16 protein-coding genes and 3 pseudogenes are annotated in these 15,025 nt (G+C 71.7%); 7 read left to right on the forward strand and 12 right to left on the reverse strand.

Annotation, left to right across the window (positions count from 1 at the left end; all coding sequences use genetic code 11):
• Positions 1–17 precede the first annotated feature (17 nt).
• The 3 genes and pseudogenes from ACZ5VD_RS24080 to ACZ5VD_RS24090 all read right to left on the reverse strand — a co-directional run bounded on the left by ACZ5VD_RS24080 (position 18) and on the right by ACZ5VD_RS24090 (position 3,193).
• Positions 18–1,964 (reverse strand): FUSC family protein, encoded by a 1,947-nt coding sequence (locus tag ACZ5VD_RS24080; protein ID WP_468683234.1) that lies wholly within the window; start codon positions 1,962–1,964, stop codon positions 18–20.
• Positions 1,965–2,138: 174 nt separating this feature from the next.
• Positions 2,139–2,327: pseudogene (locus tag ACZ5VD_RS24085) on the reverse strand (DUF7873 family protein); the annotation flags it as partial.
• 59 nt (positions 2,328–2,386) lie between these two features.
• Positions 2,387–3,193 carry a nucleotidyltransferase domain-containing protein gene (locus ACZ5VD_RS24090; protein WP_468683235.1) on the reverse strand — a complete coding sequence of 269 codons (807 nt, stop codon included), beginning with the start codon at positions 3,191–3,193 and terminating at the stop codon, positions 2,387–2,389.
• A 445-nt stretch (positions 3,194–3,638) separates the two neighbouring features.
• Between ACZ5VD_RS24090 and ACZ5VD_RS24095 the strand changes: the two are divergent.
• Positions 3,639–4,037, forward strand: a pseudogene (locus tag ACZ5VD_RS24095) (RidA family protein); the annotation flags it as partial.
• A gap of 86 nt (positions 4,038–4,123) precedes the next feature.
• Entirely contained in the window at positions 4,124–4,591 is a 468-nt protein-coding gene (locus ACZ5VD_RS24100; protein WP_468683236.1) for a GNAT family N-acetyltransferase, read from the forward strand.
• Between the two features lie 94 nt (positions 4,592–4,685).
• On the opposite strand, the gene ACZ5VD_RS24105 is transcribed toward ACZ5VD_RS24100, so the two are convergent.
• Together ACZ5VD_RS24105 and ACZ5VD_RS24110 are read right to left on the reverse strand one after the other, a co-directional pair.
• A complete protein-coding gene (locus ACZ5VD_RS24105; protein WP_468549534.1) occupies positions 4,686–5,435 on the reverse strand; it encodes an aspartate/glutamate racemase family protein in 750 nt (249 codons plus the stop codon).
• Between the two features lie 5 nt (positions 5,436–5,440).
• Positions 5,441–6,919 (reverse strand): NCS1 family nucleobase:cation symporter-1, encoded by a 1,479-nt coding sequence (locus tag ACZ5VD_RS24110; protein ID WP_468549533.1) that lies wholly within the window; start codon positions 6,917–6,919, stop codon positions 5,441–5,443.
• Positions 6,920–7,079: 160 nt separating this feature from the next.
• Here ACZ5VD_RS24110 and ACZ5VD_RS24115 point away from each other — a divergent pair, with 160 nt between their 5' ends.
• Positions 7,080–7,748: a GntR family transcriptional regulator gene (locus tag ACZ5VD_RS24115; RefSeq protein ID WP_468549532.1), complete on the forward strand. Its 669-nt coding sequence runs from the start codon at positions 7,080–7,082 to the stop codon at positions 7,746–7,748.
• A 53-nt stretch (positions 7,749–7,801) separates the two neighbouring features.
• A pseudogene (locus ACZ5VD_RS24120) lies at positions 7,802–7,897 on the forward strand (IS5/IS1182 family transposase); the annotation flags it as partial.
• 35 nt (positions 7,898–7,932) lie between these two features.
• On the opposite strand, the gene ACZ5VD_RS24125 reads toward ACZ5VD_RS24120, so the two are convergent.
• Positions 7,933–8,415: an SDR family NAD(P)-dependent oxidoreductase gene (locus ACZ5VD_RS24125; protein WP_468549531.1), complete on the reverse strand. Its 483-nt coding sequence runs from the start codon at positions 8,413–8,415 to the stop codon at positions 7,933–7,935.
• Between the two features lie 78 nt (positions 8,416–8,493).
• On the opposite strand from ACZ5VD_RS24125, the gene ACZ5VD_RS24130 reads away from it, so the two are divergent.
• Positions 8,494–9,072, forward strand: a complete 579-nt coding sequence (locus ACZ5VD_RS24130) for a TetR/AcrR family transcriptional regulator (RefSeq protein WP_468683238.1) — start codon at positions 8,494–8,496, stop codon at positions 9,070–9,072.
• A 105-nt stretch (positions 9,073–9,177) separates the two neighbouring features.
• On the opposite strand, the gene pip is transcribed toward ACZ5VD_RS24130, so the two are convergent.
• Together pip and ACZ5VD_RS24140 are read right to left on the reverse strand one after the other, a co-directional pair.
• On the reverse strand, positions 9,178–10,137 hold the full coding sequence (gene pip / locus ACZ5VD_RS24135) for a prolyl aminopeptidase (protein WP_468683239.1): 960 nt from the start codon (positions 10,135–10,137) through the stop codon (positions 9,178–9,180).
• A gap of 9 nt (positions 10,138–10,146) precedes the next feature.
• Entirely contained in the window at positions 10,147–10,887 is a 741-nt protein-coding gene (locus tag ACZ5VD_RS24140) for a uracil-DNA glycosylase (RefSeq protein WP_468549528.1), read from the reverse strand.
• Between the two features lie 115 nt (positions 10,888–11,002).
• On the opposite strand from ACZ5VD_RS24140, the gene ACZ5VD_RS24145 reads away from it, so the two are divergent.
• Positions 11,003–11,578 carry an RNA-binding S4 domain-containing protein gene (locus ACZ5VD_RS24145; protein ID WP_468549527.1) on the forward strand — a complete coding sequence of 192 codons (576 nt, stop codon included), beginning with the start codon at positions 11,003–11,005 and terminating at the stop codon, positions 11,576–11,578.
• A 208-nt stretch (positions 11,579–11,786) separates the two neighbouring features.
• Here the strand turns inward: ACZ5VD_RS24145 and ACZ5VD_RS24150 are convergent, their stop codons facing one another.
• The 3 genes from ACZ5VD_RS24150 to ACZ5VD_RS24160 all read right to left on the reverse strand — a co-directional run bounded on the left by ACZ5VD_RS24150 (position 11,787) and on the right by ACZ5VD_RS24160 (position 14,218).
• On the reverse strand, positions 11,787–12,269 hold the full coding sequence (locus ACZ5VD_RS24150; RefSeq protein WP_468549526.1) for a DoxX family protein: 483 nt from the start codon (positions 12,267–12,269) through the stop codon (positions 11,787–11,789).
• Positions 12,270–12,451: 182 nt separating this feature from the next.
• Positions 12,452–13,132: a class I SAM-dependent methyltransferase gene (locus ACZ5VD_RS24155; protein WP_468549525.1), complete on the reverse strand. Its 681-nt coding sequence runs from the start codon at positions 13,130–13,132 to the stop codon at positions 12,452–12,454.
• Positions 13,133–13,318: 186 nt separating this feature from the next.
• Entirely contained in the window at positions 13,319–14,218 is a 900-nt protein-coding gene (locus tag ACZ5VD_RS24160; protein WP_468683240.1) for an acyltransferase domain-containing protein, read from the reverse strand.
• 77 nt (positions 14,219–14,295) lie between these two features.
• Between ACZ5VD_RS24160 and ACZ5VD_RS24165 the strand changes: the two genes are divergently transcribed.
• The gene (locus tag ACZ5VD_RS24165; RefSeq protein ID WP_468549609.1) at positions 14,296–14,562 is read left to right on the forward strand and encodes a DUF6343 family protein; all 267 of its coding nucleotides are present in this window, start codon (positions 14,296–14,298) and stop codon (positions 14,560–14,562) included.
• A gap of 67 nt (positions 14,563–14,629) precedes the next feature.
• Here the strand turns inward: ACZ5VD_RS24165 and ACZ5VD_RS24170 are convergent, their stop codons facing one another.
• A complete protein-coding gene (locus tag ACZ5VD_RS24170) occupies positions 14,630–15,010 on the reverse strand; it encodes a tetratricopeptide repeat protein (protein WP_468549523.1) in 381 nt (126 codons plus the stop codon).
• Between the last annotated feature and the right edge of the window lie 15 nt (positions 15,011–15,025).

The following is a 15,025-nucleotide window of genomic DNA, read 5'->3' on the forward strand; positions in this document are numbered from 1 at the left end:
GCCGGCCGCTCGCTCGGCTATACGGCGAGGGGGATGTCGGGCGGCCTCAGCCCGAGCCGCTCCCGGTGGTCGGTGAGTTCGTCGAGCAGGGCGACGAGGCGCTCGGCGTGCTCGGGTGTCAGCCGTCCCGTGTCGTCGAGTTGGACGGCGCAGGCGGTGGTCGTGTCGACCAGCCGTTCCAGGGTGTCGGCCACCTCGTCGGCGCCCTCGGCGTGCCGGGCGAGCGCGGGGAGTTCGGCGGCGGTGAGGGACACGGCGCTGCGCGCGGCGGCGAGGGTGCGGTAGGCCTCGCGGCGCAGGGTCCAGCGCTGCGCGCGGGGGTCGGGACGGGCGTGGGAGCGATCGTCGGAGCGGGGCGGCGAACCGGCGGCGGCCCGCATCGCCCGACGGGCGTCCCCGGCCAGGTGCGCGTCCGACTCGCGCAGTACGTGGGCCAGATAGGCGTGCGCCGCGTTCTCCGCCGCGGTGAGCCGTGCCCGTACGCCGCCCGCCTGCTTCCCCGGCATCGGCAGGTGCCCCACGATCAGCACGATCGCGCAGGCCAGCAGGGTTTCGCCGATCCGCCCGGCGGATGCCTGCGGTTCCCCGCCGACCATGACGAGCGCGAGGACGAGGACGGTGACGACGGCGGTCTGCGCGGCGAAGTGCCGGGTGGCGACGGGAATCAGGGCGCCACTGACGGCGACCAGTGCGATCAGCCCCTCCGGGCGGGGCAGCACCGCGGCGAACCCGGCGAAGAGCAGCGCCCCCAGCACGGTCCCGGCCGCCCGGCACAGCACGCGGGAGGCGAGCGGCCCGAGGTCGGGCTTGACGAGGAAGACGGTGGTGGCGGGCAGCCAGTACCAGTGGGCGTGCTCGCCGTACCAGCGAGCGTGGTGCAGGGCCTGCGCCACCCCCACGCTGGCCCCGAAGCAGAGGGCGACCCGCAGCCCGTACTCCCGGCCGCCGGACCCGAAGGCGGTCCGCAGTACGTCCCCGATCCCCCGTCGGCGCGTGTGCAGATCGCTCTCCCGGCCCCGGTCGAAGGCCTCGGCCGCGTGCAGGAGGGCGTCGTCGAGGGCGCGCAGCCCGGGCCCCGAACGGGAGGGCGCGGGCAGCGGCCCGGTGTGTGTGTTGTCGCGTACGGCGGCGGCGAGGCGACGGGGCCCTTGGGAGGACCGTCCGGAGACCGCCTCCCCGGCCCAGGCCAGCGCGGTCGCGGCCTCGGCGAGGGGCAGCGCGGCGGCGTACTGCGCGTGCAGCCGCCGCTCGGACGCGGAGCTGGCGTACCTCCGCAGCCGGGGTCCGGCGAGGGCGTCCTGCGCGTGGTCGAGCGCGGCGGTCAGCGCGGCCCGCCGGGCCCCGGCGCCCGGGGTGCCCACGGCGTCGAGGAGTTCGGCGACGGCGTCGTACACGGCGGCCACGGCGGTCCGCTCGCCGTCGAACCGGAAGTCACCGGCGAGCCCGCCGGGGGTGGGCAGGACGAGCCGCAGCCCGAGCAGCCATCCGGCTCCCACGAGAAAGGCGAGCGCCCGCTGCCATCCCGGCTCCGGCAACGGCATCCCGGCCCCGATGGCGGAGGCGACGAGCAACTGCGTACCGGCACCGGAGGCGACGAGCCCGATGGCACTCATGCTCCCGGCGACGAGCCCGACGCACGTGAGGAGCAAGGTCAGCGCGACGGCCCCGACACGCTCTCCGGCGTACGTCCCCATGAGCAGTCCCGCGGCCCCGGCGAGCGCGGGCACCCCCAGCCGCCGCACCGAGGTCCGCCGGCTGCCGGGCCGGTCGTTGATCCCGGCCAGCATCGCGGCGATGGCGGCGACCACCCCCAGGGAGACCTGCCCGGCGAGAACGGCCGCGAGCAGCAGCGGCCCGGAGGCGAGCGCGCCCCGCACGACCGCGTTCCAGGGCACGGGGCCCCGCTGGGCGCGAAGGGTATGGGCGAGCCAGGGGGGAAGGGTCGGAGCGGCGCGGCGGGACAAGGGGCTCCTGTCGTCTGGGCGAGGCGGGGGTGTGCCTTCGGGCGACGGTGGCCGGGCGAGCGACTGTGCTGTCCAGGGTAGGTCGTGTCGTCAAAGAGAACGGGACCGTCGTATTGCGGGGATGTGACGGTTGGCCGGAGAGGCGTGTTCTTTATGAACGCAATCCCGGAAAGGGGCCCAGTCCTTGGTGGCGGTCACGTCGAACAGCCGCGTCAGGGTCGCCGCGGTCTCCCGCAGCACGTCCTCCGCCTCCACCTGCACCCGCGTCGGCTCGGGCGGCGGCTGCCCGCCCTCCTCGTCCTTCGGCTGGTAGGTACGCGAGATCCCGGCCGGCAACCTGACGCTCTTCTCGATTGCGACGATCTGATGGAGTTTCGCCGCGAAAGGAACGGCAGCGGCCTCAACTCCCGTGGTTCAAAGCACTATTCCCCGAAGAGGTGACGCGCTTTCTCCACCGACTTCACCAATTCCCTCGCCCATTCGGCGTGGCCCACACCGCCGAGTTCCGCGACGATGGCGTCGACGCCTCGCAGACCGGCCCGCTCCAGCAACCGCTTCTCGTTCGTCACCCATTCTCCGCGCGCCGCGAGCACACCGTGTCCGGCCTGCATCGCGGCGGTGGCGATCGCACCGGCGACCTCCGTACGACGGCCCGCCGGGGCGTGGTTGGCCTCGGCGTACGCGAGGGTGGCGAGGGCGGTGCCGTGCCAGCGCTCGGCGGCGGCGGTACGGAGTCTCTGCGGATAGGCGGCGGGCCGTGCCAGTTCACCGCGCAGCACCCGGTTGATCGCCAGCTCCGCGACGACCAGATAGCTCGGAATCCCCGCCAGATGGAACAGCAGCGGCTCCATCCGGAAGCGCCCCTCCTCCGCCTCCGCCGACTCCCGCTCCACCACGTCGAGATCGCGGTAGTGCACATCGACGCGCCGCCCGTCGATCGTCAGCCAGGCACCCCCGTTGAACACCCCGCCACCCCACGCACCGACCTCGGACACCTCTCCCTCCCAGCCGAGGTCCCGCAGATCGTCGGGGTCGAAGGAGCCGCGGTAGTAGACGGCCAAGTCCCAGTCGCTGTCGGGCCGGTGGGTGCCCTGGGCCCGCGATCCACCGAGGGCCACGGCCTGGACGGCGGGAAGTGCGGCGAGGCGGTCGGCGGTGGCGTCGAGGAAGGCGGAGTCGGGGAGGGAGGGGACGCAGACCGGGCGGGCAGGGTCCGGGTGGGAGGTCATGGCGGCAGCGTACGTAACCGGGCTCCGGGATTCGATTGTCAGTGGGGTCCGCTTCAATGAGAGGTGTCCATCACAGAGCGTCACGGAAGGCCCTGGGTCGGGGCTGCCGGACGCCACGGGGGAGGCGGCGAGAGTGGACTGCGGGATGCACGAGGAGGACGGCCGGCGCTATGTCTCGCTGGCCGGGCTGCGGCTGCGGGGCTGGAAGGGCGCCTTGGTGCGCCGGCTGCTCGGGCCGCCGGACCGGCTCAGTCTCGATCCACGGGTGCGGGGTGCGCCGCAGGTGCGGCTGTACCGCCTGGAGCGGGTCGAGGCCGCCGAGCGGATCGGGGAGGTGCGACCGCCGGTGACGGGCGGGCGGGTTCCGTCGTCGGGAAATTCGGATGCGGGCGCGATCCTGCGCCCGGATGATCGGCGGGTTGTCCGCGACCGGCCCAGGAGTGTCATGATCCAGCGCGTCACCTCCCCCGCCCTCTTCCCACCCCCCGCCTATTCCCACGCCTCCGTCGTCGAGACCGGCACCAAGCTGGCCTTTCTCGCCGGGGCGGTACCGCTCGACGCCGAGGGGGAGTTGGTCGGGGCGGGGGACCCGGTGCGGCAGGCCGAGCAGGTCATCGCCAATCTCCGTGCGCAACTGCATGCCGTGGAAAGCGACTTGGCGCATGTGCTGACGACCGATGTGTACGTGGTGAGCGGCGACACCGCGGTCCTGTCCGCGGTGTGGGAGGTCGTCGAGGCGTCCGGACTCAGCGTGGGGCCGCACTCGTCGACCCTTCTCGGAGTGGCGTGCCTGGGATACGCCGGGCAGTTGGTGGAGATCACGGCGACCGCGGTCGTCCCCGAACACCGGAAGGAAGACCGGAGGGAGAACCGGACGGAAGCCCTTCAGGAAGACCGTCGGGACGACGCCGAGCAGGAGGACGTACGACCATGAGCCGCCCCGAAGCCCTCGTCACCCTGCGTCGGGCGACCGCCCCGGACGCGGCCTGCGCCGCCGACGTCTGGCTGCGTTCCTTCGCCGCCGCCCTGCCGACGGTCGTCAGCCCCCGCTCGGACGAGGAGGTGCGCACCCACTTCCGGAAGGTCGTGGTGCCGCTGCGGGAGACATGGGTGGCCGAGGCCGTGAGCGACGGCGCGATCGTGGGGGTGATGGTCCTCGACGGCAGCCTGCTGTCCCAGCTCTACCTCGATCCCGACTGGCGTGGACGCGGCATCGGTGACCGCTTCGTCGCCCTGGCCAAGGAACGCAGCCCGGAGGGGCTGGGCCTGTGGACCTTCCAGGTCAACCGGCCCGCCCACCGGTTCTACGAGCGGCACGGCTTCGTCGCCGTCGAGCACACGGACGGCGACGGGAACGAGGAGCACGAGCCGGATGTGCGGTACGAGTGGCGTCCGTGAGGTCACCTCGACGGCAGCGCGGGCACGACGCGGCGCCAGCGCGGGGCATCCGACGGCCGCGCGGGGGCATCGCGAGGTCATGACAGGGCCGTTCTCACGTCACCCCGTTCCCCGGGTGCCACACCCGCCTCTTCGGCACCGGCTTCGCATAGCTCCCCGCCCGGCTCGTCGTCAGTCCCAGCGCCACCAGCGACTCGGCCAGCTTCACCGCCGCCGCGACCCCGTCGACCACCGGGATCCCGAGCTTCTCCCCCACCGTGCGCTGGAGTCCCGTCATCCCGGCACAGCCCAGCACCAGGACCTCCGCGCCGGCCCGGCACGCCTGCTCGGCGGCCACGAGGAACGCCGCTTCGGTGCGCTCGGCTCCCCCGCCCTCACCGCCGTCCCCGCCCGCGAGGTCGAGGACGCTGAGCCCCGTGCCGACGACGGCGGCGCAGTTGCGGCCCACACCCGCGAGTTCCAGGCTGTCCTCGATCTGGCCGCACGACCGCTCCAGCGTGGTGACGACCCCGTACCGGCGGCCCAGCAGACAGGCCAGATGGGCGGCGGCCTCGGTGATGTCGACGACCGGCACGTCCACCAACTCCCGCACGCCCTCGCGTCCGTGCTCCCCGAAACCGGCCATGACCACGGCGTCGTACGGCGGACCGTCGTACGTGCGCAGCAGGTCGATGACCGCCGCGGCCGAGAGATAACTGTCGAGCCAGCCCTCCGCGGACTCGGGACCCCAGGCCGGGGTCAGTCCGGTCACGGTGGTGCCCGGGCCTGCCGCGGCCCGGGCACCTCGTGCGATGTCCTCGGTCATCTCCTGCGTGGTGTTGCAGTTGGTGACGACGATCCGCACGTTTCTCAGACCTCCACGGGCTTCTCGGTCACGACAGCGGGGCCGGCCGCACGGTCGTCGCGGCACAGCAGCGCGTACAGCCCGGCCGCCAGCGCCGTACCGATGAACCACGAGTACGGGGCGACGTCGCTGAACGTCTTCACCAGTGCGAGCACCCCGGCGACCGCCGCCGCGGGCAGGAACGCCCACAGGGCCTTGGGGTTGACGCCCTTGCGGTAGTAGTAGCGGGAGCCGGGGGTGGCGTCGAACAGTTCGTTCACGTCGACCTTGCCACGCTTGACCCAGTAGTAGTCGAGCATGATCACGCCGAACAGCGGGCCGAGGAAGGCGCCGAGGCCGCCGAGGAAGTAGTTGACGACGGTCGGGTTCGAGAAGAGGTTCCACGGGGTGACGACCAGCGCGGCCACCGTGCTGATCATGCCGCCGATCCTGAAGGTGATCTTCTGCGGCCAGACGTTGGCCAGGTCGTACGCCGGTGAGACGAAGTTGGCGACGATGTTGACGCCCATGGTGGCGATGGCGAAGGTCAGCGCGCCCAGCACCATCACCCAGGTGTTGCCCACCTTGGCGACCAGCTCCGCCGGGTCGGTGATGGCCTCGCCCCAGACCTCCAGCGAGCCCGCGGTGACGATCACCGAGACGACCACGAACGCCGTCGAGTTGATGGGCAGGCCCCAGAAGTTGCCGCGGCGCACGGTGCGGTAGTCCGGCGCGAAGCGGGAGAAGTCGCAGAAGTTCAGCATCAGCGTGCCGTAGGTGGCGAGGATCAGCCCGATCGCGCCGAACCACTGCCGCCACTGCTCGCCCACGGAGACCGGGTGCGGGGTGGAGGTGAGCGAGATGCTCCAGCCGGCCTTGGCCAGGACCCACACGGCGAGCGCGATCATCACGAGCCAGATCGCCGGGCCGCAGAAGTCCTGGAACTTGCGCACCGACTCCATGCCCTGGCTGATGATCAGCGCCTGGAGGAGCCACAGCGAGACGAAGGAGACCCAGCCGAGCGCGTCCAGGCCGAGGAAGGAGCTGTGGGTCCACGACTCCAGGCCCGGCCAGGCCGCCAGCAGCATCACGTTGACCGCGACGGAGGCCAGGTAGGTCTGGATGCCATACCACATGATGGCGATCACGGCCCGGATGAGGGCGGGGATGTTCGCGCCCCACACGCCGAAGCTGATACGGCTGACGACGGGGAAGGGGACGCCGTGGGCCTGGCCGATCCTGCCCATCCAGTTCATGCCGATATAGATGATCACGAAGCCGACGAGCAGGGACGTGAAGACCTGCCACACGTTCATGCCGAGGACCAGCAGGCCGGCCGCGAACGTGTAGTTGCCGAGGTTGTGGACGTCGGACATCCACAGGGCGAAGAGGTCGAAGACCTTCCAGTTGCGCTTGCCCGCGGGCGCGAGGTCTTCGTTGGTGAGCCGGGGGTCGGGGACGAACGCTGATGTGCCGGTGGCTTCGACACTGTCGGCGAGGGACACGGGGCCTCCAGGAGCGAGGGGAGCCGAGGGGACGGAGGGCTGCTATCCGGGTCGTTTGGTATACCAAACTGCGGTCATGGTCCTCCCGTCAACCGTTCCGACCGATGTCGCTCCCGTTAACGCTCCGTAAAACACCCTCAGGGTCGGCGAGGATGGGCTCATGAGCTCCACGACGAAGATCGAACCCCTGGGCGCGGTGCGCGAGCGCGTCCTCGTCACCCTGCGGCAGGAGATCATCGCGGGGGGCCTCCGCCCCGGCGACCGGCTCGTCGAACGCGAGCTGGCCGAGCGCTTCGGGGTCTCCCGGGTTCCGGTCCGCGAGGCGATCCGCGCCCTGGTCGCCGAGGGGTTCGTCCACTTCGAGACCCCGCGCCGCACGGTCGTACGCCGCCTGACCCCGAACGACGTCAAGGAGCTCTTCGAACTGCGCGAGGCCCTGGAGGTCTACGCGGCCGGACTCGCCGCGATCCGGGCCACACCGGAGGACCTCGCCGAGGTCGAGGCCCTCCTCGGCCTCGCGTCCGCCGCGACCGAGGCGGCCGACGCCGAGGCCATCACCGACATCAACAGCCGCCTCCACGACCGCATCGTGGCGATGGCGGGCAACGGCCTGCTGACGGCGGCCCTCGAACCGGTCGCCGGCCGACTGCGCTGGATGACCCGGCGCAACGAGGAGTGGACCCAACTCCTCGTGGAACACCGCGAGTTGTACGAGGCAATCGCCTCCGGCGACCCGGAGCGCGCGCGGACCCACGCACTCACCCACGTACAGACCAACTACCGCTCGACGGTACGGCAGTTGTTCGAGGACACCGGCGAACTGCGTTAGGCCGTGTCCGGCGGATCGTGTGACTGCCGCAGCCTTGGTTCATTGCCATGCTCATGGGATGCGGAGATCTCACCAATGAAGAATGGGCCCGGCTGAAGCCGCATCCGCCGAAGTCCGGTCAGCGCGGGGGCCGTTGGGAGAGCCCTCGCTTCGAGGGAACCGGATGCGCACCATCGTCCGTCGTTCAGGCCCGGGTGTAGCCGCCGTCGACGAAGAGTTCGGCGCCGGTGACGAACGACGAGGCGGCCGAAGCCAGGAAGAGGGCGGCCTCGGCGATTTCCTCGGCGTCGGCCAGCCGCCCCAGTGGCACGACGTCCTCGGCGAACCGGTCGACGTCCGGCCCCGCGGCACGCAGCAGGGCAGGCGTCCGCGTGGGTCCCGGGCTGAGGACGTTGACCCGGAATCGACGCTCTCGCGATTGCCGGGCCCAGTTGTGCACCAGGTTGCTCAACGCCGCCTTCGAGGCGCTGTAGACCTCCAGGTGCTCATTGGGGCGCACGCTGTTGCTTGAGCCGATGACCAGGATGGAGGCGTTCTCCGCCAGCAGCGGAAGCGCCTTCTGGACGGTGAACAGTGGGCCCTTGACGTTGACGGCGAGTGTCAGGTCGACGTTCGCCTCGGTGTGGGCGCCGAGCGTGGCGTCCGCGACGATTCCCGCGTTGGCCACCAGCACGTCGATGCGTCCGGCCTCCTCCTGGAGCGGGCCCGGGAACAGTTCTGGGCGACCGGCTATGCAGGAACCCGGATGGACGACATCGCCCAGGCGACCGGCCTGGGCAAGGGCAGTCTGTACGGCGCGTTCGGCGACAAGGGCAAGCTGTTCCACCGTGTGTTCGGCGACTGGTGCACCGCAGTCGTTGAGGTGGCCGAAGGGCGGCTGGCAGGTGGCCCGGACGCAGAGGCCTTGGTCCGGCTGTCGGGATACGTGCACCTGATGGCGGAGAACACCGCCTCCGACACCGAGCGCCGCGGATGCCTGTTGGCCAAGGGCGCGGCGGAACTGGCCCAGCACGATCCGACGGTCGCCGGACGGTCGGCCGAGACGATGACGGCACTGCTGACCCTGCTGCGGACGGAGATCAGCGCGGCCCAGCGCCACGGCGACATCGACAGCGCCGCGGATCCGGAGCGGTTGGCGGCACTGCTGCTGACGGTGGTCCGCGGTATCGAGGCGGTAGGCAAGGCCGGCCTGGCCCCGGAGACGCTGCGGAACATCGCGGATACCGCACTGGCAGTCCTGCCCGTGCCCGAGGGGCGAAAGCGCCTCGCCACCGGGCGCAGTCCGGCCCGCAGAAACGAACTTGGCGCCAACACCGCCACATGACCCGCCGGACAGTGCCTGGCCGACCGCGCACTCGACCGCTCGCCCATCCACCGATCGGCCGGCACACCTGTCCGCGTACCTGTTCGGTATGCCCGTTCGGTGTGCCTATTCCGCGTACTTGTCCGTCGCTGCCACGAGCGCCTCCGCCATGCCCGGCGCCCCCGCGTTGTGGCCCACGTCGTCCACGACGACCACCTCGCTCCCCGGCCAGGCGTGGTGGAGCCGCCAGACGGTGCCGAGCAGATTGCCGAGATCGAGGCTCCCCTGGACGAGGGTGCCGGGAATGCCCTTGAACAGCGGTGCGTCACGCAGGACGACACCCGCGTCGTTGCCCTCCCCGAGGAAACTGTCGTTGCCCCAGTAGTGCGTGACGGTGCGGGCGAATCCCCTCCGGAACGCCGGATCCTCGTACCGTGCGACCGAACGCGGGGGCGCGGGCACGATCGCCGTCTCCCAGTCGGTCCAGGCCCGCGCGGCCCGCTCCCGCACCTCGACGTCCGGCGACTCGATCAGCCGGTTGTACGCGGCCGCGAGATTCCCGTCCCGCTCACCGGCCGGCAGCTCACCGACGAAGCGCGCGAACGCCTCCGGGAAGATCTGCCCAAGTCCCCTGGTCAGCAGGGCCACTTCGGGGTTCGCCCCGGTCGCGATCCCCGTCAGCACCAGCTCGGACACCACCGCCGGATGCGTCTGCGCGTACCTCAGCCCGAGCACCGACCCCCAGGACACGCCCCACACCAGCCACCGGCCGATCCCCAACTCCCTCCGCAGCAGCTCCAGATCGGCGATGAGGTGAGCCGTCGTATTGACGCTCATGTCGGTGTCGTGGTCACTCGCCGCCGGCGTCGAACGCCCGCAGCCGCGTTGGTCGAGCAGCACGATCCGGTACGCCTCCGGATCGAACAGCCGCCGGAAGTACGGCGTACAGCCTGAGCCCGGCCCACCGTGCAGCACCAGTGCGGGCTTGCCGTGCGGGTTCCCGCACGCCTCCCAGTACACCCGGTTGCCGTCACCGACATCGAGCATGCCGTGGTCGTGGGGGTCGATCTCCGGGTAGAGAGCCATCCGACGACCCTAACTTTCGTACGCCTGTTCAGGTGTCGGTGTCGGCAGTCCCGCCGCCTCCCCCGCCGTGCGCAGCACGTCCCGCAGCATCGCCGGGGTGAGCCGACCGGTGAAGGTGTTGCGCTGGCTGACATGGAAGCAGCCGAAGAGGTCCAGGCCGTCGTGGCCGTCGAGCCGCACACGGGTGCCGTGGCCGAACGCGGGGCGCGGGCGCGGCACGCTCCAGCCCGCCTCCCCGAACGCGGGCAGCGCGGCCTGCCATCCGAAGCCGCCGAGCACGACCGCGGCCCGCAGTGTCGGCCGCAGCAGGTTCAGCTCCCGTACGAGCCAGGGCCGGCAGGTGTCCCGTTCCTCGGGGGTGGGCTTGTTGGCGGGCGGTGCGCAGTGCACCGGCGAGGTGACACGCACCCCGTGCAGTTCCAGGCCGTCGTCGGCCGCGACCGAGGTGGGCTGCGAGGCGAGCCCCACGTCGTACAGCGCCTCGTACAGGACGTCTCCGGAACGGTCACCGGTGAACATCCGGCCGGTCCGGTTGCCGCCGTGCGCGGCCGGGGCGAGGCCGATGATCAGCAGCCGGGCGTCCGGCGGTCCGAACCCGGGCACCGGACGGCCCCAGTACGTCCAGTCGGCGAAGGCCGCGCGCTTGGTCCGGGCCACCTCCTCACGCCAGTCGACCAGCCTCGGGCAGGCCCGGCAGCCCGCGATCCGCTCGTCGAGGCCGGTAAGACCGGCGAGCCCGCTGCTGTCCATCCCTCCACGGTACGGAAGCGCCGCAGCCGCCGCCGTCCTGGCCCACCCACGCCGGGCGCCGGGCCCCCGGAAAAACCCGCCAGACCCGCCGGGCACGGGGCACTAAGGTCGGAGCATGGCTGCTGAGCACACGGACGACCACAGGACGGGCGGGGCGGGCCCGGCGGACAGGGCCGACGGGTCCTCCGCTGCCGACGAGTCCGGCGCGGACACGGCCGGCGCCGCCGAGGCCAAGGACACCGACCCCAAGGTCGACGCCGCCGTGGCCGCAGCCGAGGCAGCCGCTCCGCAGCACGGCGAGACGGTGCGCATCGACAGCTGGGTCTGGTCGGTCCGGCTGGTCAAGACACGTTCCATGGGCGCGACCGCCTGCCGGGGTGGGCACGTCAGGGTGAACGGCGAGCGCGTGAAGCCCGCGTACTCCGTGCGCATCGGCGACGAGGTGCGCGTGCGTCAGGAGGGCTGGGAGCGGGTCGTCATCGTCAAGCGCCTGATCCGCAAGCGCGTCGGCGCCCCCGTGGCCGCCCAGTGCTACGTCGACAACAGTCCCCCGCCCCCGCCCCGCGAGGCCGTCGCGCCCGCCGGTATCCGCGACCGCGGCGCCGGCCGTCCGACCAAGCGCGACCGCCGTGAGATGGAACGTCTGCGCGGAACACCGGGAAGCCCCCAGGAGCCCCCGCAAGGACACTGACCGGGGGCGGGTCGGAGCCAGGCCGGAGCCACGACGAAGATCGGGCCGGATCCAGGAAGAGGAACAGGCGGGAGTCCGGCGGGAGCCAGGCCGACACCACGGCGGAGAACAGGCCGGTGACGGCAGTGGCGCCCGGGGCGAAAGCCGACCCGGACACCACCACCGTCACCGTGACCATCACCGGCGTGGCGTGGCGCGACGCGTTCCCTCACGCCGGTCGCCGCACCACCCGCAGCAGTCGCAGCAGCCGCTCGTTCTGCTCGCGCCGGGCCCAGGCGATGAGAGCGAGCGGCACGATCAGGATGAGCGGTGTCGCCGCGTTCTCTCCGTTGAAGTACGTGAGGGTGACGACGAACGCCCCCACCATCAGCCCGCTCAACGCCATGGCGGCCACCGACTGCAACACCGGGATCAACAGCGCGATCCCGCCGGCCAGTTCGAGGACACCGATCGCGTACATTCCCGCGCTCCCCCAGCCCATCTCGTCGAAGCCCTCGGCGGCCGAGGGGTGGGCGATCAGCTTGGGGAGCGCGCTCGCGATCACATAGAAGAGGGCGAGGAAGATCTGCAGGCCGCGCAGGGCGATACGGGCCCGGCGTCCGCGAGCGGTCGAGGACTCGGCGACGACAGGGCGGGACGCCCCGGCGGAGGCGGAGGTGCCGGCGGTGACGGGGACGGTGCTCTCGGACATCGGGGTCTCCTGTGGGAAGCGGTCCGTGGTGCTTTCACAGAGGTAGACCGACCCCCGCCCCAAAACTCATCGCCACCCGGCGACTTGGTCTCTCCGACTTGCCCCTCGACGCGCTCCCCTCCCCCTCCCACTTGGCTACTCCTCCAGCTCGGCCGCCCCCTCCGGCTCGGCTGCCCCTCCGGCTAAACCGCGGGAACGGCCCGCGCCCAGGTCCCGTCCTCCGTCAGATAGCTCTCCACCTCCAGACCGACCGCCACCAACGCCGCCTCGAACTGCTCCTTCGTCAAGGGCCGGGCACGGAAGGTCTGAGTCCATGTCGCGTCCGGGAACTCGTACTCCGCACGGACCGAGTTGACGTCGTCCCCGATCGGTTCCGAGGACGCGATGCGCAGGGTGAAACCGCTCGGGTCCACGCGCTCGCGCGGCACGTCGGTGTGGTAGTCCGCGCCCTCGCGCTGAACGAGCACGCACCCGTCCTTCGCGACATGGCGCGCGCAGGTCCGCAGCAACGCCTGCCGCTCCTCGGGCTCGGCGGTGTGCACGAGGAACGAGGCGAGCAGCACCACGTCGAACGTCTCCCCCAGATCGAGGCCCTCGATCGTGCTGCGTATGGTGCGCGCCCCACGGACGCGTTGCAGCATCTCCGCGGACTCGTCTACCGCCGTGATCGTGAACCCCCGCTCCAGCAGGGGGTGGGTCATCCGCCCCACGCCGCAGCCCAGTTCCAGGATGCGCGCGCCCGCCGGCACGGCGGCGCCGATGACGTCCGGCGCGTCTCCCGCGGGCAGTCGTGAGTAGAGCTCGACCGCGCAACCGTCCGGGGTGATGGCTCCCGGCCCCGTCCCCTGATGTCCCGTTCGCATTTTCAGCTCCATGCCCGCCCAACGGACCGCGCCCGCACACCCGTTCCCACCCGGCACAGGTTCACCCGTTCGAGCTACTCCGCAACTCGACAGCGCCCAAAGGGACTTCAGCCGCGGCCGGTGGAACCCCGCCGCGCCCAGGGGGCTCGGCACCGCCCTGCGGCCGGGGAGTCCACCCCCGCCGGCCTACAGCGGGAACCAGCCGTGCCCGATGTACCAGTGCCGGCCCGCTCGCAGGTGATCGCCCACCGCCCGCTCCACCGAGGTGCGCCGCGGCAGGTCCGCCACGGGCAACTCCGGGTCGCCGAACACGAACTGGACCGGCTCGGTGTCGGCCGGTTCCGTGTCCTCGCGGGCGACCCGGAAGCGCTCCTGGAACCGGACGATGTGGGAGTCGGCCGCCAGATACTCCTTCAACTGCGGGTCGAGCAGCCAGGAGTGGCAGAGCGCGGACCGGTACTTCTCCTCGGGGAAGTGGCGCGCGAAGAACTCGTCGGCCAGTGCCAGCGAGCGGTCGCAGGCGGCCGGCAGCAGCGGGCCGAGGAAGTCGGGGATGTGGATGTTCAGACAGGGCGTACCGCGGGCCACGTCCAGCCCGGCCGCCGCGAGGACCCGCGCGGTCCGCTCGCCGTGCCGCGCCCGCTCGAACTGCAGCCGGCCCAGTTGGTACAGCTCGCCCCGGAAGTGGTGGGTGAGCCAGAACGGGGACTGCACCCCTGTGATGCCGTGCCGTCTGCGGTACACGGCCACGTTCCGTCCGAGGTCGGCGAGGGTGCGCCGGGAGACGTCGGCCGGGATTCCGCGCTCGCGGTGGTACGCGCGGGTGTGGGGCAGCGCCGCCACGAACACGTACACGGGGAAACACCGCTGCAGGGCGCCCGTGGCCCAGTCGAGTTCGAGCAGGTCGACCGCGGCGCCCACCTCGCCCATCCCCTGGACCAGCTCCTCGACCGAGGCCTCCAGCAGTCTCAGCAGTTCCGGGTCGTCCATGACCCGTCTGCCCATCCGCACGAGTGCGTTGATGTCCTCGTGCGGCACGGCCAGGTCCAGCAGAACCTCGGCCAGCTCATCGGCATCCGGAAGCACGCCCGCCCCCTCTGTTCGGACTTCTTTGATGAACGTCCGCCCTGAAGGGTACGTTCCAAGGAGGAGTCGTGATCCCGATGCGTACCGGCAGTGAACCGACGACAGCGCGCAGTGCTCTGCGGGTGCGGTTCTGGCTGAGCGTGTGGGGGCTGGTCTGGTCGGTCTTCGGGACGGCCGCCTTCGCACTGGCCGGACGGCCGGGGTGGGCGATCGCCTGCGGGGTGCTGTGGCTGGTGGTCACCGTGGACATGGCCATGATCCTCAGGCACCTCCGCCAGGGCCCCCACTATCAGCCGGGCCCCGACATCCCGCCCTACCGCCCCCCGGAGGACCGTCGGCCTTAGGACTGTCGGCCTCAGGGCCGCCGGGCCCGCCCACCGCCGCCCCGCGACCGCTGTCCCGGCCCGACCCTCACGACTCGAAGCGGGCGGCCCGCAGGTACTGCGGGTTCGGGTCCAGTGCCGCCGCCAGGCGGAAGTGGCGCCTGGCCTGTTCGGGCCGGGCCTGCCGCTCATAGGTCCGGGCGAGCGCGAAGTGTGCGAACGCGTTGTCCGGCTCCCGCTCCAGGACGATGGTGAACTCCAGCTCGGCGGGCCTCAGTTGCGCGGCGGCGAAGAACGCGCGGGCACGCAGCAGCCGGGCGGCGGTGTTCTCCGGGTGTACGGCGATCACCGCGTCGAGCAGTTTCACCGCGCCCCGCGGGTCCCGTGCGGCGAGCAGGTGCTCGGCGGCACGGAAGTCGATGACATGCGTCTCCGGAGTACGTCCGGTCGAACCGCTGGTGTCGGGCACGGCAGAGTCCTTCCC

The organism is Streptomyces sp. NPDC032822, assembly GCF_055578825.1.

Bases quoted from the DNA above. Each gene is read 5' to 3' on its own strand.
- ACZ5VD_RS24090 (WP_468683235.1), bottom strand. From the start codon at position 3,193: ATGACCTCCCACCCGGACCCTGCCCGCCCGGTCTGCGTCCCCTCCCTC.
- ACZ5VD_RS24100 (WP_468683236.1), top strand. From the start codon at position 4,124: ATGAGCCGCCCCGAAGCCCTCGTCACCCTGCGTCGGGCGACCGCCCCG.
- ACZ5VD_RS24115 (WP_468549532.1), top strand. From the start codon at position 7,080: ATGAGCTCCACGACGAAGATCGAACCCCTGGGCGCGGTGCGCGAGCGC.
- ACZ5VD_RS24130 (WP_468683238.1), top strand. From the start codon at position 8,494: ATGGACGACATCGCCCAGGCGACCGGCCTGGGCAAGGGCAGTCTGTAC.
- pip (WP_468683239.1), bottom strand. From the start codon at position 10,137: ATGGCTCTCTACCCGGAGATCGACCCCCACGACCACGGCATGCTCGAT.
- ACZ5VD_RS24140 (WP_468549528.1), bottom strand. From the start codon at position 10,887: ATGGACAGCAGCGGGCTCGCCGGTCTTACCGGCCTCGACGAGCGGATC.
- ACZ5VD_RS24145 (WP_468549527.1), top strand. From the start codon at position 11,003: ATGGCTGCTGAGCACACGGACGACCACAGGACGGGCGGGGCGGGCCCG.
- ACZ5VD_RS24150 (WP_468549526.1), bottom strand. From the start codon at position 12,269: ATGTCCGAGAGCACCGTCCCCGTCACCGCCGGCACCTCCGCCTCCGCC.
- ACZ5VD_RS24155 (WP_468549525.1), bottom strand. From the start codon at position 13,132: ATGCGAACGGGACATCAGGGGACGGGGCCGGGAGCCATCACCCCGGAC.
- ACZ5VD_RS24165 (WP_468549609.1), top strand. From the start codon at position 14,296: ATGCGTACCGGCAGTGAACCGACGACAGCGCGCAGTGCTCTGCGGGTG.